The organism is Fibrobacter sp. UWT3 (assembly GCF_900230125.1).
Taxonomy (GTDB): domain Bacteria; phylum Fibrobacterota; class Fibrobacteria; order Fibrobacterales; family Fibrobacteraceae; genus Fibrobacter.
Window position 1 is genome coordinate 146,232 of sequence record NZ_OCSS01000001.1, and the last position, 21,730, is coordinate 167,961.

Annotated in this window: 14 protein-coding genes; 11 read left to right on the forward strand and 3 right to left on the reverse strand. The window is 55.4% G+C overall.

What is annotated here, in order from left to right; all coding sequences use genetic code 11:
- Positions 1 to 52: 52 nt before the first annotated feature.
- The 9 genes from CRO08_RS00610 to CRO08_RS00650 all read left to right on the forward strand — a co-directional run bounded on the left by CRO08_RS00610 (position 53) and on the right by CRO08_RS00650 (position 16,158).
- On the forward strand, positions 53 to 901 hold the full coding sequence (locus CRO08_RS00610; RefSeq protein WP_072809196.1) for an RNA polymerase sigma factor RpoD/SigA: 849 nt from the start codon (positions 53 to 55) through the stop codon (positions 899 to 901).
- Positions 901 to 2,616 (forward strand): lipopolysaccharide assembly protein LapB, encoded by a 1,716-nt coding sequence (locus CRO08_RS00615; RefSeq protein ID WP_097034650.1) that lies wholly within the window; start codon positions 901 to 903, stop codon positions 2,614 to 2,616. The genes CRO08_RS00610 and CRO08_RS00615 overlap by 1 nt, the downstream gene beginning before the upstream one ends.
- 108 nt (positions 2,617 to 2,724) lie before the next feature.
- A complete protein-coding gene (locus CRO08_RS00620; RefSeq protein WP_255252183.1) occupies positions 2,725 to 5,613 on the forward strand; it encodes a hypothetical protein in 2,889 nt (962 codons plus the stop codon).
- A gap of 300 nt (positions 5,614 to 5,913) precedes the next feature.
- Entirely contained in the window at positions 5,914 to 7,959 is a 2,046-nt protein-coding gene (locus CRO08_RS00625) for a M6 family metalloprotease domain-containing protein (RefSeq protein WP_176495011.1), read from the forward strand.
- A 189-nt stretch (positions 7,960 to 8,148) separates the two neighbouring features.
- Positions 8,149 to 10,308 carry a hypothetical protein gene (locus tag CRO08_RS00630; protein WP_141398172.1) on the forward strand — a complete coding sequence of 720 codons (2,160 nt, stop codon included), beginning with the start codon at positions 8,149 to 8,151 and terminating at the stop codon, positions 10,306 to 10,308.
- Between the two features lie 126 nt (positions 10,309 to 10,434).
- On the forward strand, positions 10,435 to 13,368 hold the full coding sequence (locus tag CRO08_RS00635; RefSeq protein WP_141398173.1) for a carbohydrate-binding protein: 2,934 nt from the start codon (positions 10,435 to 10,437) through the stop codon (positions 13,366 to 13,368).
- Positions 13,369 to 13,442: 74 nt separating this feature from the next.
- Complete coding sequence (locus CRO08_RS00640) at positions 13,443 to 15,362, forward strand: tetratricopeptide repeat protein (protein ID WP_097034654.1); 1,920 nt, start codon at positions 13,443 to 13,445, stop codon at positions 15,360 to 15,362.
- 8 nt (positions 15,363 to 15,370) lie between these two features.
- On the forward strand, positions 15,371 to 15,802 hold the full coding sequence (locus tag CRO08_RS00645; protein ID WP_097034655.1) for a septal ring lytic transglycosylase RlpA family protein: 432 nt from the start codon (positions 15,371 to 15,373) through the stop codon (positions 15,800 to 15,802).
- A gap of 128 nt (positions 15,803 to 15,930) precedes the next feature.
- A complete protein-coding gene (locus CRO08_RS00650) occupies positions 15,931 to 16,158 on the forward strand; it encodes a hypothetical protein (protein WP_072809186.1) in 228 nt (75 codons plus the stop codon).
- A 3-nt stretch (positions 16,159 to 16,161) separates the two neighbouring features.
- Here the strand turns inward: CRO08_RS00650 and CRO08_RS00655 are convergent, their stop codons facing one another.
- Positions 16,162 to 17,148 (reverse strand): HemK/PrmC family methyltransferase, encoded by a 987-nt coding sequence (locus tag CRO08_RS00655; RefSeq protein ID WP_176495012.1) that lies wholly within the window; start codon positions 17,146 to 17,148, stop codon positions 16,162 to 16,164.
- A gap of 92 nt (positions 17,149 to 17,240) precedes the next feature.
- On the reverse strand, positions 17,241 to 18,308 hold the full coding sequence (prfA, locus tag CRO08_RS00660) for a peptide chain release factor 1 (protein WP_097034657.1): 1,068 nt from the start codon (positions 18,306 to 18,308) through the stop codon (positions 17,241 to 17,243).
- A gap of 62 nt (positions 18,309 to 18,370) precedes the next feature.
- On the opposite strand from prfA, the gene CRO08_RS00665 reads away from it, so the two are divergent.
- On the forward strand, positions 18,371 to 19,078 hold the full coding sequence (locus CRO08_RS00665) for a LamG domain-containing protein (RefSeq protein ID WP_097034658.1): 708 nt from the start codon (positions 18,371 to 18,373) through the stop codon (positions 19,076 to 19,078).
- A gap of 12 nt (positions 19,079 to 19,090) precedes the next feature.
- Entirely contained in the window at positions 19,091 to 19,900 is an 810-nt protein-coding gene (tsaA, locus tag CRO08_RS00670; protein ID WP_097034659.1) for a tRNA (N6-threonylcarbamoyladenosine(37)-N6)-methyltransferase TrmO, read from the forward strand.
- Here the strand turns inward: tsaA and CRO08_RS00675 are convergent.
- Positions 19,875 to 21,659 carry an ATP-dependent endonuclease gene (locus CRO08_RS00675; protein WP_072809643.1) on the reverse strand — a complete coding sequence of 595 codons (1,785 nt, stop codon included), beginning with the start codon at positions 21,657 to 21,659 and terminating at the stop codon, positions 19,875 to 19,877. The two genes, tsaA and CRO08_RS00675, sit on opposite strands and share 26 nt — an antisense overlap.
- Positions 21,660 to 21,730: the final 71 nt, after the last annotated feature.

Genomic DNA, 21,730 nt, shown 5'->3' on the forward strand with positions numbered 1-21,730 from the left:
AACCATATTTGTTTGACCGAAAGGTTATGGAAGATAGATAGGTGCAAAGTTTATGAGTGATTTTAACGAAGCGCTTTATTTTCGCGACTTGAATCGCTACCCGACCCTCTCCCCGCAGGAGGAGATGGCCTTGTTGACGATTATCCGGTCGGACGAGAGTGAAGAAATCCGCAAGTCGGCCCTCCAGCGGCTCATTCGCGGCAATCTCCGCTTCGTGGTCAGCGTCGCCCGCAAGTACCAGGGCCGCGGCCTCGCACTGCTTGACCTCATTAATGAAGGCAACCTCGGTCTTTTCAAGGCGGCCAAACGCTTCGACATGGAAAAGGACGTGAAGTTCATTTCCTATGCCGTGTGGTGGATCCGTCAGTCTATCCAGAAGGCCCTGTTTGAACAGGTGGGCTCGGTCCGCATCCCGCCCAACAAGCTTGCCCTGGTCAACCGCTTCAAGCGAGCGCTCATGCTCAACGGCGGCGACTACGACAAGACTATCTCCATGGAAGAATTTGCCCCGTTCGAAAAGGACATCGTCGAGGTCATGGAAAAGATCGTCGATATCTCGCTCGACGCCCCGATCGGTGACGATGTCGGTGGCGGCAGCGCTGACTCGGTGAGCACGCTTATGGACGTGCTCGGTACCGACGGCAACCAGGACGACGACATGGAGAAGGAAGAGCGCAAGAAGCTCATCCAGGAAACGCTCGCCTCGCTCCCGCGTCGCGAAGAAGAAATTTTGCGCATGTTCTACGGTCTCGACACCGTGGAAGATACGACCCTCAAGGATATTGGCGAAGACCTGCGCCTAAGCCGCGAACGCGTCCGCCAGATCAAGAACAAGACCTTGCGTCGCTTGCAGAAGAGCAAGGAACACAAAGAAAAACTCGCTGACTTCCTGGAGCTTTAATGTCTCGATCATCGGCATCGGCCCGTAAGGCCGCGTACTGGTTCCTGGCAGTTTGCTGCGGAGCCCTCCTTGCACTTGGCGGCTTTAGACTGTACGATGAATTCGGCCCGACGAGGGTTTCTGTCGAGGCGGTGCCGTTCGGGCTCCCGGCCGGCACGTCGGTCGTGCGTGGCGATTCCCCCGATTTCGATGCGGGACTGTCTGCGCTCCCGGTGCAGACCCAGGCCGAACTGCGCCGTGCGGTGGAACTTTCACGCAGCGGCAACTACCAGGCGGCTGTCGAAATTTTCGAAGCGATTGTCATGATCTACCCGGACGTCCTGAAAGTCCAGTGGGAGGAACTTAATACTTTGTTCGAAATGGATTCGCTGTCTGACCGCGACGAGTTCCGCATGAAGCAGTTTGCCGATATGCTCCAGAACAAGTTCCTGAATACGGGCGTGGCGAGGTATATCGAGAGTAGGCTCGCCTACCGCATGTCGAACCCGACACTTGCGCAACAGCTCGCGCAGGTCGCGGTCGAGAAGGCCCCTGCACTTTACGATGCGCGTCTGTGGCTGGCCCGCCTCCTCCTTCAGGAAGGCAGGCTCGCGCAGGCTTCCGTGGAGGGCCGCACGGCGATAAGCCTCTCTGTGGGTGCGGACCCGCGTGCCTACGAGATTATGGCGAAACTCTATCACGACCAGGGCCTGCTGGACAGTTGCTCCGCCCTCGTGGAATATGCGCTCACGCAGTTCCCGGTCGATATGGAACTACACCTGCTGCAGGGCTACCTCGCCGAATACCGCGGGCATTTCGATGCCGCCGACAAGATATACCAGCGCATGCTCGCGTTCAATCCGGATTTTCGCAAGGCTTCCGAGGCGCAGGCGACCCTCGGTGAAAAGTCCCCGCCGGGTGCAGGCGCTTCCGTGAACCTCACTCCGCGCGACCGCGCCCAGATGGCGGTAGATATCCTGTTGCCGCTCGTGGATCGCTATCCCGAGAATCTCCCGCTACGCGAGGCGCTCGGGCTTGCCTACCTGAAGGGGCGCGAGTTTGACCGTGCCCGCATCCAGTTCCAGGAAATCCTCAAGGCAGATCCCGAATATCCGGATATTCGCCTGCGCATCCAGGAAGCGAACGTCACGAAACCCGCTCCCGTTTCTGCGGCAGACGGGCTTGCCGCAAACCTGAACCGCGCCCTCGACAGCATCAAGGGTGCAAGCCTCCCCACGAAGGAGCACGACTTCACGACGATGCTCGGGCATTACCTTGTCCGCTATGGCGCTACCCCGGGCGAATTCTTCAAGAAATATGCCATCGGGAACTTCAGGCCCATCCGTACCAACGTGTGGCAGGAATCGTTCTACGAGGCGCCCTACAAGCATACGTACACCATCGTGTTCGACTCGCTGAACCATTTCCGCGAGGTGCACGTGGTGGTGTTCGATTCTTCTGCGAAGTCGAACCACATGGGAATGGCGCCCGAAGTCTTTACGCGCCTCCTGAAGCAGAACTCGCGTATTTCCGGCATCGGGAGCAGTACCGGTGAAACCGATTGCGGCGATAGCACCGTCCTGGATGCAGCCGTGTGGGAAACGCAGGACAACTTCGAGATTCTCGCCCGCGTGGTGGGCAAGCCCGCCGAAGTCCGCATGGTCCGTTTCGACAAGACGGCGCTCCCGCCCGGCCTCAAGCTTTGCGACTACATCCCGTACCTGAAAGAATTCTGATTCGGCATGAACTGATGTCGCTCGTTGTCCATAGACAATAGATAATTCCATAAGACCTACCCTCGGTGCAAAACTGAGGGTATTTTTGTTGGTGTAAAGGAGTTTTGTATGGGATGTTTGAACTCTGTTCACGTTTTGGGCCTGTCGGCGGCGCTTGCCTTTGCCGCATCGCCCGTAGTCAAGGTGGATTTCGACATGAGTGGCCGAAATTCGAGCGAAGTGACCGAACCGAATTACGTGCCGTGGGTCGTTACGGGTGCGGCAAGCAAGGATACGACCCTGAACGGCGTGAAAATCAAGGTCGCAAAAGGCAGTGCCGGCACAAATCTTCGTGCGAATTGGTACAAAGCGTCGATTCAGTCGCCGAGCTACGCGAAGTTGGTCGGCGACGGTGTGATGGTAGAAGATGGCAATTCCGGTGGCGAAATCAGCCTCACTTTTTCGAATCTTTCGGCGGGAACGCATTCGCTGCTCGCTTACCTGAACAATGTAGACGACCTGAGCAGCACCACTTACAGCAACATTGATGTCTACGTGAACAACGTGAAACAGGTGACGGTGAAACCTTCGATGCGTGCGCTCTCGACGGCAGAAGCGGCTACGGCGTACGTGACTTTCGACGTGAGTGGTACGGGTGCTTCGACGGTGATTGCTTTCAAGCCGGGAACGAGCGCGACTTTCAAGAACGTGACGCTGAATGGGTTTGAACTCGATGTTCCCAATGCGGCGGCGCAGGCGAAGAACCCGTCTCCCGCGGACCTGGATATGCACGCTCCGCATGAAAATGGCTCCTTGACACTTTCTTGGACGGCGGCAGGCAACGCGAAAAAGCACCAGGTTTATCTCGGTACAGATTCCGTTGCGGTGGAATCTGCGACAACGGCGACAACCGCTCTTTATAAGGGCGAACAGACCGCGACGACTTACAAGGTGACGGGCACGAACGTGCTTACGGCTTATTACTGGCGCGTTGACGAGGTGGACGGCAATGGCAATGTGACCAAGGGCGACGTGTGGAAATTTCAGCCGGGTCGCTTGGCGTTTGACGGAGCCGAAGGCTATGGCCGCAACGCGGTCGGTGGCCGAGGAGGCAAGGTCGTTTACGTGACGAATTTGAATGATGACGGCGCGGGTAGCCTGCGCGAAGCATGTACGGCAGACATTGGTCCCCGCACGATTATGTTCAAGGTCTCGGGCATGATCCAGCTGAAGTCGCGCCTGGTCTGCAATCATGACTACACGACGATTGCGGGACAGAGCGCGCCGGGCAAGGGCATTACCATCAAGAGCGCTCCCATCGGCTTTACCGGCAGCGACATGATTGTGCGCTTTATGCGTGTCCGCCTCGGTTATGGTGCCACATTTGACGGCATGGGCCTCACGGGCGGCAACAACAGCATCCTGGACCACGCGAGTATCAGCTGGACAATCGACGAAGCCTTCAGTAGTCGCGGCGGCAAGAACATCACGCTGCAGCGCACGCTGATTTCAGAAGCGCTCAACATCGCCGACCACCAGAATTACGCTGCCGGGACGGGGCATGGATACGCGGCGACTATCGGCGGTGACATCGGAAGTTTCCACCACAATCTGCTTGCCCATAATGCGGGCCGCAACTGGAGCATGGGCGGTGGGCTCGATGGCGACGGCTATTATGCGGGCCGCTTGGACATATTCAACAACGTTGTCTATAACTGGTACAGTCGCGTAACGGATGGCGGTGCGCACGAGGTGAACTTTGTGGGCAACTACTACAAGGCGGGTGCCGGAACCAAACTGCTTGACTACGTGCTGAGCGCAGACCTCGAAGGCACCGGCAAGGGCTCGCAGGAATACTACTTCCACAATAACGTGCTGCAGTTGAGCAATGGCAGTTTCAAGTGCGACGGCACGAACGACGAATGCGGCCGCCGCTATACCTTGAGCAACGGGCAACAGTTGACCTGGAACGTGTGGCATAACGGGCCGTATTTCCCCTCCTATGCGACTGTCCAGAGCGCAAAGGCCGCCTACAAGGACGTGCTGAGCGATGTGGGCCAGCGTATGCCGGTTCTTGATAATCACGACCAGCGCATGATTAGCGAAACCAAGAACGGGACATACAGTATGAAGGGCTCGGTGGGCGGCATCGCGGGCATTCCCGACCGCGAAACCGACGTGAAGGATACTGCGAACATCAAGGGCTGGGAACCGTACCCGAGTACCAGTTGGGCCGCCGATTACGACAGCGATCTGGACGGACTCCCGGATTGGTGGGAAAAGATGTACGGCTACAATCCGAATTCCAAGAGCGGTGACTTTAGCGATGCCAACAAGGATCGCCTGGGTGACGGCTGGACGGAACTCGAACGATATCTGGAATGGATGGCCCGCGCCCATTACACCTTTGCGGAGGGCGAAACGCAGGTAGTTGACCTTGCGCAGTTTACCCGTGGTTACGACGGCGGAACCTACACCGTGTCGGCACCGAGCGGCGTGACTGCGACTGTTTCGGGCTCCAAGATGACCGTGAAACTCGCCGATAACTTTGCAGGTGCGGGCTACGTGCAGTTCACGCTCAAGGATAACGCGGGCGACACCTTTACCCGCAATATCGGCGTGACGCAGATGCTTGCTGAAAGTGCTGCGACACCCGCGAGCAGTTCTTCTGAAGGAGGCAACCCGCCGTCAAGCAGCTCGGAACCGGTTTCTTCGAGCAGTTCCGTTGGCACGGATGAACCCACGGGTATTGCCTTTGCCGAAAGTTCCGCAAGGCCGTTCCGCATGAGTGTCATCGATAACGTCGTGCATTTTGCAGGTGTCCCGAACGAGGCGAATATCACCGTGAAGGATATTAGTGGCAAGAAAGTGATGATGCAAAAGAGCGTCGCGCAGACCCGTGGCATGGCGACGGTTGACCTCCAGCCCTTCGGCTGCGGAATCTACCTTGTCAATATCCGCGGAGTAGGCGTAAGCGGGAAAAAAATGAACAAGACCGTCAAGGTGATGCGAAGGTAAAGCTTATCCACATAACATTTCCTCCCTCCGGCAATAATGCTGGAGGGAGTTTTTGTAAAGAAATGTTTGTGCTGGTGGGACTTTTACACGCCTTTACACATTTTTCAATCGCCGCACAAGGTTGTTCGAAACGCTTTGGAGCGAGCGGGTATATATTCCGAACGAGGCTTGTTTATGGTGTTTGGGAAATTTTCTAAAAAGTTTGCCTTGTTTGTTGGTGTTGCAGGTACTTTATCTGTAGTCTCCTTTGCCTATCCGGTAAATCCTTCTCCAAGGGTTGTTGATAATGGAGGCGATTCGTTGACGGTTCGCACTCTGGGCGATGAACATTATCGTTACACGCAGACTCTTGACGGTTTTCTTGTGGTTGCCGATTCTGCGGGAATCTATTACTTTGCAGACGAGAACGGTACTGCTTCGAAATTCAAGGCAAAAAATAAGGGCGCCCGTTCTGCCGCGGCAGAAAAATTCCTGAATAGGCTTGATAGTAAAAAGGCGTTCAAGAAGCACAGGGAACGCCACCCCGACAGGCATAAGTTGCCTATGAATGCCGCCCGTGCAAAGCGTGCTTCCTGGGTGCCGGCTTCTTCGGTGATGGACGGTACCGAAACTTCGGGCGAGAAATTGCCCCCGGTACTTAGGCTCCCGAAGGCGGAAGGCCACGCGAACGGCACAAACCGGTTTCCGGTGCTGCTCATAGAGGACAATTCTACGAAAAATCTTGATTCGGCAAGCCTCTACGCGATTCTCAATCAGGAAAACTACACGCGGAACGGTTATACGGGCTCGGTGCGCGATTATTTTGTGGACCAGTCTTCGGGAAAATTTGTGCCGTCTTTCGATATTTATCTGGTTAAAGTGAATTCATCTCTTTCAAGCTATATAAACAGGGATTACGCTCTTATCCAGGAAGGCATTGCGCAACTGAAAAAGAAATACACCTCGTTTAACGCGGCGCTCTATGATTCGGACAATGATGGCGATATAGATGCCGTGCCCGTGCTCTATGCGGGTGCTGAACTCAGCTCGGGTGGCAAAACTTTGGGCGGATATCAGTATGAACTGCAGTGGAATGAATGCGGCAAGCAGGATGCAGGCGGTGGAAAAAGGTTCAATAGTTATTTTCTCATACAGCAAAAGGAGCAGTTGTTCCCGACGTTCGTTCACGAATTCAGCCACACGATGGGCCTCCGCGATCACTACTGTGTGGCAAGTGACGCCTGCTATTCGCAATACCAGAATTCTCAGTATCAGGCCCCGGGAGCGCATGCCTGGGACGTGATGGCAACGGGAATGTACAACAATAACGGCCTTACACCGCCGAATTATAGCGCATTTGAGCGGAATTTTATGGGCTGGCTCGATTATACGACTCTAGAAGATGATTTTGAGGTGAAAATGTTGCCTCCTCTGAATTCGGGCAACTTTGCTTTGTGCGTTAAGGCAAGCAAGGATGAATGGTTTGTTTTTGAAAATCGTCAAAAGGTCAAGTGGGACGGCGCTCTGCCGAATCATGGTATGCTTGTATGGCATATTGACTACAATTTGCAAACATGGGATAATGATGTCTTGAATGACGACCCGGCGCACCAGCGCGTAGATGTTGTAGAGGCCGGAAATAAGCGGGTGACGGAGTATTACGATGGATTTGGAGGTTATGGCGGTGATAACTTGGTGGATGATCCGTTTCCTGGAAGCCAGAATGTAACGCAACTTTCTCCGCTAAATTCGTGGAGCGGTTCTCAATTGTTGTCAGGAATTTTCAATATAACCGAAAAGAATACTAACGTGTGTTTCTCGACAGACCAGTCGGTGTCTGTAGGGAATTGCGAAGCTGTGGCAAGTTCAAGCAGTACTGCTGAAATCTCAAGTTCTTCGAAGCCGAGAAGTTCTAGCTCGTCGGTTGCAAAAAGTTCAAGTTCGATCCGTATAAGATCGTCAAGCAGCTCATGGACGTTGCCCGAATCGAGCAGTTCATGGATGTGGCGTGTGTCAAGCAGTTCTGTGCCGGAAATGGTTTCGAGTAGTTCTTATGAATTGCCTGCGTTAAGCAGTTCAAGTGAAGTGTCGGTTCGTGTTGTAGCATCTGCAAATGTGGCAGAACCGTTCAAGATGCAGATTGTAGGTAACGTTGCGACTTTTGCGCGAATCCCGAACGATGCGCAGATAACCGTGATGGATGTGAGTGGCCACAGCATCATAGTGCAAAAGAGCGTCGTGCAGACCCGTGGCATGGCGGTGGTTGACCTCCAGCCCTTCGGCTGTGGAATCTATCTCGTGAACATCCGCGGAGTGGGCGTAAACGGGCAAAGAATGAATAAAACCGTCAAGGTGATGCGAAAGTAAGAGTCTCCTCCGCAAAGGTATTTCAAAGACATTTCCTCTTGGGAAACCCCGAGGGGATTTTTCTTGTGAAAAAACTTTTTGGAATAATTGTTTTTTTTACTTGACTTCTTTCTAAAAATGTAGTACATTGTATAGTACAGTGCGGATGCAGTTTCACAAACGACAAATCCGTAAAAAAAGGAGTGTGTTATGGGATATAAACTGAATGGTGGTTTTGGACACCTTGCAGTGGTTTCTGCCATGGGGCTTGCATTTGGGTTGCAAACGGCCGATGCTGCCCGGCAGTTCGAATACCTCGATCGCGGCGTAGTTGCGGTCAGGCAGAGTAATACCAGTGCCCTGGTCACTTGGCGAAGCCTTGCCGATGACGAGGCCGATCTTGGCTTTAACGTGTACCGCGTGACAGGCAAGGATACGGTCAAGGTAAATGCCGAGGTCCTTATGAAGGGCACGAACTTCGTGGATGCGAAGGCGGATTTCACGAAAGAAAACACGTACTTCGTGAAAAAAGTCTTGAAAGGTCATGAACTTCCGACAATGGGAAGTTACACGATGCCCGCGAACAAGGGTGTAGGCCCTTATGTGACGGTGCCCATCCAGGCCGGTTCAACGGTCCATTTCGTGTGGGTTGGGGATCTTGATGGTGACGGGGCGTACGATTATGTTCTTGACCGTCCGGGCGACGATGAACAGAAACTCGAGGCGTATTCCAGCAAGGGTAAGCACCTGTGGACTGTAAACATGGGCGCGAATAGCGCGAACAAGAACAATATCAGCCCGGGTGCTTCGACGCTTGACGTGGGCATGTGGGACGGCGCGACTGTCTATGATATCGATAGTGACGGTTATGCGGAACTGATCGTGCGCATTGCTGATGGCGTTGTCTTTGGAGATGGTAAAAAGTACTCGAACAGTACGACAAACGGGCAGGTGATTGCCGTGCTGGATGGTCGTACGGGCGCACTCAAGTATTCTGCCGAAACCCCGAAGGATTATATAAATATCGGGCCGCTTGCTTGCATGATGGAAATCGGTTACCTTGACGGAAAAACTCCGAGTATTATTTGCTGGTTAAAGAACCGCAATGCTGACAAAAGCTTCAACAGCTTGATGGTTGCGTACAAAGTACAAAACGGCAAGTTGGTGCAACAGTGGAAATATGACAATAAGAAAGGTTATGCCGAGGCCCACCAGATTCGCGTAGCCGATGTGGATTTGGACGGCAAGGATGAAGTGCTGCACATGGGCTATGCGCTCAATGGCGACGGGAGCCTGCGTTACCATATCGACGAAGTGGTCCATGGCGACCGCTGGTATGTGGGCGCATTCAACAAGGGTGACAAGGTGATGATGGGTTACGGAATCCAGCAGGACCATCCGAAGAACTTGCTCGAGTACTACTACAACGCTTCGACAGGAAAAGTCGTGTGGACGCATTATGGCGATGAATCTTGTGCGGGACAGTGCGATGTGGCCCGTGGCAATGTGGGCGACATAGACCCGAATTATGACGGCTTTGAAGTGTGGAGTTTCCAGGGTACATTCAATGGCGCGAGCGATACGAAAATTGCGGACAATTACCTTTATCCCGTGATTCGCTACTGGTGGGACGGCGACCTCGCTTCTGAAAGCTACAACGACGGTAAAATCGAGAAGTGGCGTTACGAAGACAAGAGCGTATTGCGGTTGGTGACTACGTGGAAAGTTTATGGCAGTAGCGGCAGCGAACGCGGTGCGGCGATGTTCCATGGCGATATTCTGGGCGACTGGCGCGAAGAATCGATTCTCGTGAATTACGAGACGAACGAGCTGGTGATTTTTACGACCGATGTCGCGAGCGATTACCGCTTTTATTCGCTCTCGCAGAACCCCTGCTACCGCAATGGAATGACGGCGAAAGGGTATGTACAGGCGCACATGCTTGACTATTTCCTCGGTTATGGCATGGATACCCCGAAAAAGCCCGACATCGTAATTATTGGCGGCAATCGTGAAATGAGTTTTGCCGACGTGAACATTGATGAACCCGATGAGGGCTTGGCGGATTCAAGTGTCGTCGCTGGGGCCGATTCGAGCGCTGTTGCGGATTCGACGGAAAATACGACTGCGTTGGATGCTGTAAAGGCTCTGCGTTCTTGGAACATTGTCCGCGGCGCAGAAGGGGTCGTGCTGAATGCTGGCGGTTCGTCCCTTACAGCGCAGCTTTTCGACCTGAACGGCAAACTGCTCGCCTCTAAAAAGTTGCAGCAGGGCGCATCTTGGGAAATTCCCGCAGCAGGTACTGCGACCGTACTCCAGGTCAAGAGCGAGAGTCGCACCGAAACTATACGGCTTGCGGTGCCCCGGTAGTCAAAAACCCCGTTGTCCTTAGACAACCGGAAAATTTCCCTGCTATTCTATTTCGGAGTGGCGGGGTTTATATTTATAATGACGAAATCCGGTGGTGCGGATTTTGTACATCAAAAGGATTGGATTATGAAAAAGGTGTGGATATGTTTGGGAACAGCCCTCTTGATGGGCTTTGGTATGGCTAATGCGGCCCGCCAGATGGAATGGTTGAACCGCGGCCTCGTGGCGGTAAAAACAAACGGGGGAGTGTTCTTGAGCTGGCGCCTGCTTGGCACGGAAGGCTCTTCGACGAGCTTTAACCTTTACCGCGATGGTGAAAAAATTGCGACACTTTCCGGGACCGACGCGACGAACTACACCGATGCGAAGGGAACGACTTCGAATCGTTATTCCGTAAAGGCGGTGCTGAACGGCAAGGAACTGGCGGCAGATGCGGCAGTTTCTGTTTGGAACGACCAGTCCTTGACGGTGAATCTCGACCGCCCCGCAGGCGGTAGCGACTATACTTACAGCCCGAACGATATCGCCGTGGGCGACGTGGATGGCGACGGCGAATTCGAACTCATCCTCAAGTGGGACCCGAGCAATTCCAAGGACAATTCGCAGAAGGGCAAGACGGGTAACGTCATCATCGATTGCTACAAGATGGGCGGCAAGAAACTCTGGCGTATCGACCTCGGCGTGAATATCCGCGCGGGGGCGCATTACACGCAGATGCTGGTGGGCGACTACGATAGCGACGGCAAGGCGGAACTTGCAGTAAAGACGGCTCCTGGCACAAAGGATGCGAGCGGCAAGTACCTGAGCAAGGGCCCTGCGGCAAATGCGGCTCACACCAGCGACTACCGTAATTCCGACGGCTACGTGCTGAGCGGCGACGAATACCTCACGATTTTCAACGGCGAAACCGGTCTTGAAATGGCGACTGTCAATTTCAATCCTGGCCGCGGCACGGTCAAGAGTTGGGGGGATAGCTATGGCAACCGCGTGGATCGCTTCCTCGCCACCAACGCCTACCTCGACGGACAAAAGCCGAGCATGGTCTTTCAGCGCGGCTACTACACGCGCATGGCGATTACCGCTTACGATTGGGATGGCAAATCGCTGACGCAGCGCTGGTACTACAACGCGGCGACTTCGGGCCAGGAATGTTACGGGCAGGGCAACCACAACCTTTCTGCAGGTGATGTGGACGGCGACGGTTTTGACGAAATCATCGAGGGCAGCTGCGCTGTCGACCATGACGGAAAATTTATGTACCGTACGGGCAAGGGCCACGGCGATGCAATCCACCTGAGCGATTTGGACCCGGACAACGACGGTCTCGAAGTGTGGCAGGTGCACGAGGAAAAACCTTACGGCTACGACTTGCACGACGCCCGCACGGGCAAGTTGCTTTTCAGTGAGACAAGCGATGGCGACAATGGTCGCGGTGTCGCGGGCGATGTGGATTCCACCAACCGTGGGCATGAACTCTGGTCTGCCGCCAACTGGAATACCTATTCGGTCAAGGGGCAAATTTTGAGTTCTAGCCGTCCCGCATACAACTTCCGCATTTACTGGGACGGCGATCTGCTCGATGAACTTTTGGACAATACGACCATCAGCAAGTGGAACCATTCCAAGCTCAAAGGGGAAACGCTTTTCCAGATGCAGGGCAACAGCTGCAACACCACCAAGGCGACCCCGAATTTCAGCGGTGACATTTTGGGTGACTGGCGCGAAGAAGTAATTCTGCACGATGGAGCGTCTAAGCTCTACATTTACACGACCACGATCCCGACGGTACATCGCATGTACACGCTCGCGCACGATCCGGTTTACCGCAACGGCATGAGCTGGCAGAATACTGCCTACAATCAGCCGCCGCATCTGGGATTCTGGCTGTACGGCAACAAGGGCAAGTTCCCGACTCCGGACATCGTCCTGATTGGCGACGATACGCCGAAGGCCGCCGCGATTGTGAAGCAGGGCGCGGGTTCCAGCAGCCAGGTGATTGTGAAGGGGGATTCGATTGTTCCGTTTACCTTCGCGATTCAGTATGCCGATGGCGGCACGGTTGACGGTCTCCCGGCGGGTGTGACTGCAACTTGGAATGCCTCGACCGCATCGTTCTACTTCAGTGGAACGCCGCTCGTGGAAGGCGAGTTTACCTACACGATTACCACGAAGGGTGGCAATGCCGACTTTGGCGAAGCGACCCGCAACGGAACCATTACCGTGTTGAGCGTGGTAGAATCGGGCCCTGCTCCGCTTGCCGTGAAGAGCGACATCGAGGCTGCCGTTCCGACCGACGCGAAGGGCATGGCGAATAACAACCATGAAAATTACCGCGGTGAGGGCTTCTACGACTTTGAAAACAGCCTCGACAGTTACGGCATTTACCACCTGGTTTCTCCCAAGGCCTATAGCAATGCGACGATGGTACTGCGCTATGCCCACGGCAAGACGGACTCCCGTCGCATCATGGTGAAAATGAACGACGACTTGATCGGTTCGCTCACGTTTAAGCCTACCGCGGATTGGGATACCTGGGATTCCGTGATGGTCGGCGTGGATTTGAAGGCGGGTCTGAATGTACTTTATCTGAAATCGCTCGAAGAGAATGGTGCTCCGAATCTTGACCAGATTGCCTTCGACAAGGAAGGAATCGTGTTGTTCGAAGATTCTACGCAGCTTTCGGCGGTTGATACTTTGGGCACGGAAGTTGCCGCGGGTGATACCTCGACGGTCAATCCCGGTGATTCTTCGAGCACGACGGCGCTTACCCGTGGCGACTTTACCGCCGAAGACGACTTTGCCGGAAACATCCGCCTCGCAAGCGGCATCTACCTGAACATCGCCGAGGGCACGCTCGTTGCCCGCGAGGCAGGCTTTGCGCAGGTGGAATTCTTCGACATGACGGGTCACCGTGTCGCAGGCCTTGCGAAGAATGTCCCGGCCGGAAGTTCCGACCTCGGCAAGCAAATAGGCCGCCTCCCCGAAGGGGCCTACATGGTACGCGTAAAGTTTAACGGCCGTGCCATGCAGAATATGGTCCAGGTGAACCTGAATCGCTGATGGAATGCGTAATGTGTGATGCGTAACTGATCGTTGCACATTTCGCACTACACATTTTTTGTATCTTTATTTCCATGTTCCGCACCCGCTACATGGCGTATGCCCTGCTTGCTTTAGCAGCCTTCCTGTTCGAGGGCTGCACTTGCTGTGCATACTTGAACCACATGTTCAATGCGGAACGCCTGTACGACGAGGCGGGCGAGATGCGCACAGCGCGTCTCGACAGCGTGCCCGATGCGGAGGCTTCGTCGCCTTCCAGCGAGGAACGCCAGAAGTACGACAAGGTTATCGAGAAGGGCTCCCGCGTGCTCGAACGCTTCCCCAAGAACAAGAAGCGTACCGCCGAGGCCGTGTTCCTTATCGGCGAATCCTTCCGGCACAAGGGCGAATGGGGCAAGGCGATTATCAAGTACGATGAGTTCGAACGCTATTTTGCCGATCACGACTCCATGCGTACCGTGGAATACCAGCGCGCCTACTGCCTTTACAGGAATCTTGAATACAACATCAGCCGCTTTGCGCTCGAGCCCGTAATTTCGGACAAGAACCACCCGTACTATTTTCAGGGCCTGAACCTGCTTTCCCTGCTGGACGAGCAGTCCGAACACCCGGACCAGGCCATCGAGGCTCTCGAGGCCGTGCTTGCCGATACTGCGGGAACGCCCTTCATGAAGGGCAAGGCGCATTTCCGGCTGGCGGGGCTCTACTACAAGAAAGAAAACTGGGACAAGGCCCGCGAGCATTACAAGGCAAAGGAAATCGAGCTCCTGAACGTGCGCGAACGCCAGACTGCGGGTGAGCAGGCGGCGGAATGCCTCATCAACAAGCAGGAGTATTTGAAGGGTGCCGACGAGTACAAGGAACTCTACAGAAACCCCGAGTACGAATCCAAACAGTCCGAATACCTGGTGCGCATAGGCGAGGCCACCCTGCTCGGGGGCCGTTACCCGGACGCGTTCGTGATTTTCCAGAAGGTGAACACGGAATACCCGCGTTCGACCATGGCTTCGCGCAGTTACTACAACCTGGGCGACTACGAGCAGAACAAGACTCTCGACTACGAGAAGGCGATTGTCTACTACGACTCGAGCTTTGTTTCCAGGAGCATCTCGGAATGGGCGAAGAAAAGCCGTGAGCGCAGGGATGCCTTGCGGAGGCTTATTGCCCTGCGCGGGCAGAGCGACGATATGAAGAAGGATTCCATTCCGAACATGGACCGCTTCTTCGGTACGGAATTCCAGATTGCGGAACTGTTCCTTTTCAAGCTTTCGGAAGTGGACAGCGCGATTGCGCGCCTCACGAACATTATTGAGAGCACGGACGATTCCGCGAAGGTGTTGCGAGCATCGTATGCGAGGGCGTTTATCTACGACGAGTTCAAGGGCGACGTCGATACGGCCGAGGAACTCTACAAGGAAGTTATCGAGAAGTTCCCGAACACCGAGTACGCGAAGCAGGCGCAGGTGAACCTGGGCATGAAGGTGACGGTGAAGACTCCCGACGACGAGGCGCGCGAGATGTACATGCGTGCGGAAAGCCTGTGGACGATTGCCTCGGAAATGCCGCTTGACCAGATGGAACTTGTGGATACCGCGTATGCGACTGCTTTCTATGTGTTCGATAGCCTGTACCAGCAGTATCCCGAGACGGAGGCCGGCATACAGGCGCTCTACATGAAGGCAATCTATTTCCAGATGAATCCCGAGCGCCTCGACAGTGCGGCGGCGGTTTACAGGGTGCTGCGCGACAAGCATGGCCGCACCCGTTGGGGCCAGCAGGCGGCGAGCGTGCTGAATACGCGGCTCAAGCTTTCCGAGATGGACTTGGAACGCCTGCGCAAGCGCGTCGCCCAGAGCCTTGAGCATATTGACCGGCTTTCGGCGCAGTATTACGAGTCACTTGCGAAGAAGCCCGAAGAGAAGAAGGCCGAAGTCAAGAGCAAGGAAGACGAGGTTCTTGAGAATACGTACAACAGCATGTACGATTTCGAGTAGGGGCTTACGTGCGTTTTTTTAGCCTGTTGGTTTGCCTCGCGGTTTTGCTTTCGGGTTGTGCCGCCGGTAACGCGAAGATTGCTTCGCGCAAAGGCTACGTGCGGTTTCCGGAAAAACAGTATGCCTCGGGCGAGAAGGCGGAAATTGGTCTCAAGATTAAGGGCGAGGCAAGTTACTACGGACCTGGATTCCATGGCAAGCAGACTGCGAGTGGCGAGATTTTTGACCAGGATGACTATACGTGTGCGCACAAGAGCCTGCCCTTCGGGACAAAGCTCAAGGTGGTGCGTGTCGATAACGGCAGTAGCGTCGTGGTGCGCGTGAACGACCGCGGGCCATACGTGGACGGGCGGATTCTTGACCTGAGCGTCGCTGCCGGCAAGCAAATCGGGCTCGACAAGGTCGGGCATGCCGAGGTCGTGGCGACCGTCATAGAATGAATTTTTTTTGAAAAAATTTAGTGAAATGCCGAAAATGTCATATTATGACATTCTGTGATTCTATATTTTACTGCACAGAGAGGCACTTGAACGTTTGTGTGCTTCTCTTTGAGAAAAAGAGGTAAAATATGGATAGAAAGTACAGGTTTAACAACATGGCGCGCGCCTACAGGCTTCCCGAGAAGAACCTGTGGGATTCCGGCTTTTCCGTGTTCAAGCGGCGTATCGGCGAGCAGTTGCAGATGAACGGCATCGACGGTTCCCTCGCTGACGACGAGACCCTGCTCCCGTTCTACCGTATGGGAGAGAGCGAAACCTACGTGCTTTCTGCCTTCGGTTGCCCTGTTGGGGTGTAAGGGTTACTTAGCCTTGTAGCTGACGAAACGGACGTTCCCGCAGAAGTCCTTGTGGCTTCCTGCAAATTCAAGCCAGGGGTAATTGTCGGCTTCCGCCTCGAGCATGGGGGCCTGTTCCGAACCGATTTCCAGGAAAATCGGGGCGCCCGCGCTCATCCTGCCTTCGGTCTGCTGGAGCATCTTGCGCACGAGCGTGAGCCCGTCGGGTCCGCCGTAGAGGGCGAGTTCCGGGTCGAACTTGTCCACCTCGGGCTGGAGTTTCCCCTTCTCGCCATCGGGTATGTAGGGAAGGTTCGCGATAAGGCAGTCAATTTTAGGCGAGGTCGCTGATAAGGTTGGTGAGCCTGCCGAACCAGCCGAAGCGCCGGCAACCTTCGCCACGATGTCGCCCGTTACGGCGTCCAGCAGGTCGCCCTGCGCGAATTGCAGGGAGCCCGCAGTTTTTTCGCCCGGAGCGTTGCTATCGCCGGCGGCTGCGGAACTTGTCGTGGCGGCGTTGGTATCGAGCCCGTTTGCAGCAGCATTCTCGCGGGCAAGCGCGAGCGCGTCGTTAGAAATATCTGTCGCGAGGACCTTCGCGCCCTCGATCTCCTTCGCGCAGGCAATCGCGATTGCGCCCGTGCCCGTACCCACTTCGACGATGAACGGGGCCGTAACGCCTTCCAGCGATTTCTTCGCCATGTCGACGAGTTCCTCGGTTTCCGGGCGCGGGACCAGCGCACGCGTGTCGCACTTGATGATGTGCCCGCGGAAGCTCGTGTCGCCTATGATGTGCTGCAGCGGTTCACGGTTCGCGCGGCGCGCTACCAGCGGGCGGAGCGTGTCGAGTTCGGCTGCGGTCAGGGGCTTCTCGAAGTTCAGGTACAGGTCCATGCGGTTTTTCATGCCGAGGCCGTAGCTGATGATGTATTCCGCATCGAGGCGCGCGTCGGGCACGCCCTTCTTCTCGAAGAAGACCTTGGTGCGGTTCAGGATTTCTAGTACGGTCATCTGCGGCATTGCGTTACCTTTGCTTTCGCGTATTCGTCATTGCGAGCCCCAGGTCCCTGTGCTTGCCGAAGGGAGGGGGCGCGGCAATCCAATTAAGCGTTGAACTTCCCGAGTTTCTCCTGCGCGTTGGCCATCTGGAGCCCGTTGATGATTTCATCCAGGTCGCCGGTGATGACCTTGTCCAGGTTGTACAGCGTGAGGCCAATGCGGTGGTCGGTCACGCGGTTCTGCGGGAAGTTGTAGGTGCGGATTTTCGCGCTGCGGTCGCCGGTGCCCACCAAGGCCTTGCGGCTTGCCGCTTCTTCCTGTTCCTTCTTCGCGATAACCGCGTCAAGAATCTTGGAACGCAGCATTTCCATGGCGTGCAAGCGGTTCTGCAGCTGGCTACGTTCGGTCTGGCAGCTCACCACCACGCCCGTCGGAATGTGGGTGAGTCGCACGGCGGAGTCCGTCTTGTTGATGTACTGGCCGCCCGCACCCGAAGAACGGTAGGTGTCCATATGAATGTCTGCCTCGCGGATTTCCACGTCGACTTCCTCGGCTTCGGGGAGAATTGCGACGGTCGCGGCGGAGGTATGCACGCGGCCCTGCGTCTCGGTTTCGGGCACGCGCTGCACGCGGTGCACGCCGCTCTCGAACTTGAGTGTTCCGTACACGCTGTCGCCCTCGATAAACACGCGGATTTCCTTGTAGCCGCCCACGGTACCTTCGCTCGCATCCTGGATGGTCATCTTCCAGCCCATGCGGCTGCAGTAGCCCTGGTACATGCGGAACAGGTCGCCCGCGAAGAGCGCCGATTCGTCGCCGCCGGTACCGCCGCGGATTTCGAGTGTCGCGTTGCGGTAGTCCCACGGGTCCTTCGGCACCATCAGTATCTGTAGCTCGTCGGTCACGCCCGGCAACTTCTTCTCGATTTCCGAAATTTCGGATTTTGCCATCGCGACCATCTCAGGATCCGGGTCTCCGAGAGCCTCCTTGTATTCGGCGAGGTCGTTTACCAGTTGCAGGTATTCCTTCGCCTTCTGTACGGCCTTCTCGATACCCTTGTACTGCTTGTGAATCTTGTTGTAACGGGCCTGGTCGGCGAGAACGTCCGGGTTCCCGAGTTCCGATTCCAGTTCCTCGTACTTTTCAATAAGTTTTTGAGCCTTGTCTTTCATCGGATGCAAATTTAGAAATTTTACTAGATTTATCGTAGCGTATACAAGCAAAAGGAGGCGCTATGAAATATGGAAAGATGATGGCGGGGGTGTGGCTGCTGTGGTCGCTTGCGATGATGGCCTGTTCGGACGATTCTTCTACGGGGCCGTCTCTGGAAGAAATCCTGGCCGAATATTCCGTCGCCTATGAATTTGACGATCCGGCGAATGTGGGCAAGGACTTCTTCGGGAAGAACAATGCCGTTTTGGATGAAGACATGCCTGCCGTAAAGGTGGAGGACGAATGCCTTGTGCTCGACGGAAAATCGGGCCTGCGCGTCCCCCTGAGTGACAGCTTCAAGAGTCCCTACTTTGTTGTTGAAGTCCGCTTTATGGCGACCGACACCTTGCCGCTTTCCAATATCTTTTCTGCCGACCCTCCCGGTGCTGGAGTAGATGGCTGGATGATTCGTCTGGACGGTTCGGAACTGAGGTTCCATATCCGTGGCGCAGGTGACTGGGAAATCTTCTCTGCGGGGAAAATTTCCCTGAACGAATGGCATACGGTACGTGTGGAATTTACCTCGGCAGATATGGGCGGATTGACCGTTGAAGGTTACGATTTGAAAATTACCTTGGACGGGAAGGAACGCGTTTCGGAGGTTCTCTATTCGGATGCCGCCAACTTGCAGTTCGATTTGGGAATCGGTTATGACCCGCATCATCAGTCGAGGTACGACGACCGCTTCTTTATCGGTAAAATCGACTACATCCGCTACGGGAATAGGTAATAGTTCTCCTGCATGCAAGTCAGCCCGATAGGCACATTCTACGGCGATGCCATTTACAAGTACGACGCTCCCCGGCAGGGGCGCCTGTTTGCGGGGCATCCGGGCCGCATTGAACTGAATGCGGGGCAGAACTTCGAGATGGCGCTCCGCGACTTGGATGGCTTTGAACGAATCTGGGTGATTTTTCAATTTCATGAAAACGAGGGATGGCGCCCGACAACGCGCCCGCCGGTGCCGCCCAAGGGAAAGGACCGCGTGGGCACCTTTGCGAGCCGTAGCCCTTACCGCCCGAATCCTATTGGTCTTAGTTGCGTTCGCCTGCTGAAAGTCGAAGGTCTTACTTTGTATGTAGACGAGGCGGACTTGTTGAACGAAACCCCTGTGCTTGACATCAAACCCTACATTCCGATGGCGGATGCCTTCCCGGATGCGAAGGCTGGCTGGGTCGAGGAACAGGAAGGCGACTTGTGGACGGTACTTGCCGACGCCCCCTTCGATGCACAGAACCGCTGGATTGCGGAACGCAGCGATTTCGATCTGGAAAGTTTTGCCCGCGTGCAGCTTTCCCGCGGGAATTTTTCGAAGGGTGTTTTCGACTGCACGCGCCGGCGCTTGACCGTCGACGAATCCGCACATACGGGCGTGCTGGCCTACCGCACTTTCCGCATTCATTTTACCTACGACGATACGACGCGCGTTGTTTGCCTACAGCGCGTCTCTAGCGGCTATACTGCCGAAGAGTTGCAAGAAGGCGCCGAAGACAAGTACGGCGACAAGCAACTTCACCGCGATTTCATTAAACTTCCCGACTTCCGTCAATAATCCACTGGCAGAGCGCCTCGATGCCCTCGTAGTCGGGGAGGTTCTTGACGAAGTTCTGCCCCTTGCAGCGCTCGATGAAGTTGCTCCATGCGGTCTCGTTCTTGGCCTCGAGCCCGAGATGTTCTTCGATGGCGCCCTTCGTCCATACCCATATTCCCTGCTGGCGCAGCTTCATGTGGATGCTCTTGATGGGCGTTTCCGCCTCGGGCATGGCAGCCATCATGGCGTATGCCTTCGATGCGGAGATATTGCTGTGCTTGCTCACGGGCCTTCCGTTCACGAGTCGCAGGTGGTTGTGGAACGCGAGTTCGCGGAATAGGTTCGTGCAGTACCTTATGTCGGGGTCGTTCGGCTCCAGGAATCCGTCGCGGGTGGCCGTAGTGAAGGCGTAGTCCAGGTCCACGATGGCGCGCACGGGCATGTCCATCGCCGAAAGCACCTGCATGCTCTTGCGGGTGTTGCTCACGCCTCCCTGGCGCACGAGTGCACACTTGATGAGGGCGAAACTTTGCCCCGTCAGGCGTTCGAAGAGTGCGGGCAGCACGCGCCATTCCGTCTTGCCTTCGGTCAAAAGCACGTAGTCGGCGAAAAGCAGTTCGTTGCTGTTGCTGAGGCTGAACAGCATCTGCAGCTGGCTCGGCGCATCCTGGATAACTTGGTGCACGGCATCTTCCATTCGCTTGCGCATGTAGGTGCCGCGTTCCTTGTTCTTGCGGATGAGTAGCGACGTGCTCACGTCTTCGCTCGTGACCATCTGCGCGGAATGCGTCGCGTATATCACTTGGTAGCCCTCGTTCGAAAGGTTCTTGAGGGCGACGCGTATGAGTTCCACCGCCTGCGGGTGCAGGTACAGTTCCGGCGAGTCGATGAGCAGCATGGTGCGGCTCAGGTAATGGTTGTTGTGGTGCTTCTTGATTTCGGCGAGGTAGCGCACGAGTGCCATCTGTATGGCGCGCTGGCTCCCCGCTCCCATGCGGTTTATATCGCGCTCGAAACCGTCGTCCTCGTCGATCACCTTGAGGGTCGCGTTCTTGAGGAAGGTTTCCAGCGTGGGTATGGGAATGTCGAGCTCCACGCGCACGCTCGGGAACAGAGGCTTCAGCTTCTCGTTCACGTCGCGGTCGAAGCTCTGGATTTCGGCGGCCTGGTTTTCGCCGCCCGGGCTCAGCATGTCGCTGAACTTGCTCAGGATGTCGTTGAATTCCCCGCCGAAGCGCCTTTCGAGCGGCTTGAATATTTCGTGCAGGAGCTTGGTGAACGCCTGGTTGCCCTCGAAATCCCAGATGGCGATGGGCTCGGGGAAAAGCCTGCGGAATGCGTGCCGGAAGGCGTCGGAACAGCGGACCCAGTCCTTGCGGCGTTCCGTCTTGCGGTTCGTGGGCACGAATGCCCACAGTTCCACGTTCTCGGGAACTTCGCCGGGAACGCGCTGCACCTTCTTTACGCGCATGGAGCCGTTGTTCAGGAACGGGGTAATTTCGGCGGCCTTCTCTTCGCCGAGGCGGTTGAGCACCGTTTCGGAAATTCCCTCGAAGAGGCCTTCCACTTCTACGGGCTGGTTCGGGTCGTCAAAGAACGAGATGTCGAGCGAAAATTTCGACAGGAGCCAGCGGATGCCCATCAATATATTCGTCTTGCCCGCGTTGTTGTAGCCGATAAGCGCGGTAATCCCGCTGAGCGGGAACGTCTGCCGCTGGATGGAACGCAGGTTCGAAATAGTGATCTCTGAAAGTCTGAGGGGCTGTGGCTGGGCTTGCATACCCTCAATATATATCAAGAATCGGCGAAAAGTTGCGTTTTTAACAAAAAAACACGTTTTTTTCACAAAAA

Excerpts from the sequence above, each read along its gene's own strand:
- CRO08_RS00610 (WP_072809196.1), top strand. The coding sequence starts at position 53 with ATGAGTGATTTTAACGAAGCGCTTTATTTTCGCGACTTGAATCGCTAC.
- CRO08_RS00615 (WP_097034650.1), top strand. The coding sequence starts at position 901 with ATGTCTCGATCATCGGCATCGGCCCGTAAGGCCGCGTACTGGTTCCTG.
- CRO08_RS00620 (WP_255252183.1), top strand. The coding sequence starts at position 2,725 with ATGGGATGTTTGAACTCTGTTCACGTTTTGGGCCTGTCGGCGGCGCTT.
- CRO08_RS00630 (WP_141398172.1), top strand. The coding sequence starts at position 8,149 with ATGGGATATAAACTGAATGGTGGTTTTGGACACCTTGCAGTGGTTTCT.
- CRO08_RS00635 (WP_141398173.1), top strand. The coding sequence starts at position 10,435 with ATGAAAAAGGTGTGGATATGTTTGGGAACAGCCCTCTTGATGGGCTTT.
- CRO08_RS00640 (WP_097034654.1), top strand. The coding sequence starts at position 13,443 with ATGTTCCGCACCCGCTACATGGCGTATGCCCTGCTTGCTTTAGCAGCC.
- CRO08_RS00650 (WP_072809186.1), top strand. The coding sequence starts at position 15,931 with ATGGATAGAAAGTACAGGTTTAACAACATGGCGCGCGCCTACAGGCTT.
- CRO08_RS00655 (WP_176495012.1), bottom strand. The coding sequence starts at position 17,148 with ATGACCGTACTAGAAATCCTGAACCGCACCAAGGTCTTCTTCGAGAAG.
- prfA (WP_097034657.1), bottom strand. The coding sequence starts at position 18,308 with ATGAAAGACAAGGCTCAAAAACTTATTGAAAAGTACGAGGAACTGGAA.
- CRO08_RS00665 (WP_097034658.1), top strand. The coding sequence starts at position 18,371 with ATGAAATATGGAAAGATGATGGCGGGGGTGTGGCTGCTGTGGTCGCTT.
- tsaA (WP_097034659.1), top strand. The coding sequence starts at position 19,091 with ATGCAAGTCAGCCCGATAGGCACATTCTACGGCGATGCCATTTACAAG.
- CRO08_RS00675 (WP_072809643.1), bottom strand. The coding sequence starts at position 21,659 with ATGCAAGCCCAGCCACAGCCCCTCAGACTTTCAGAGATCACTATTTCG.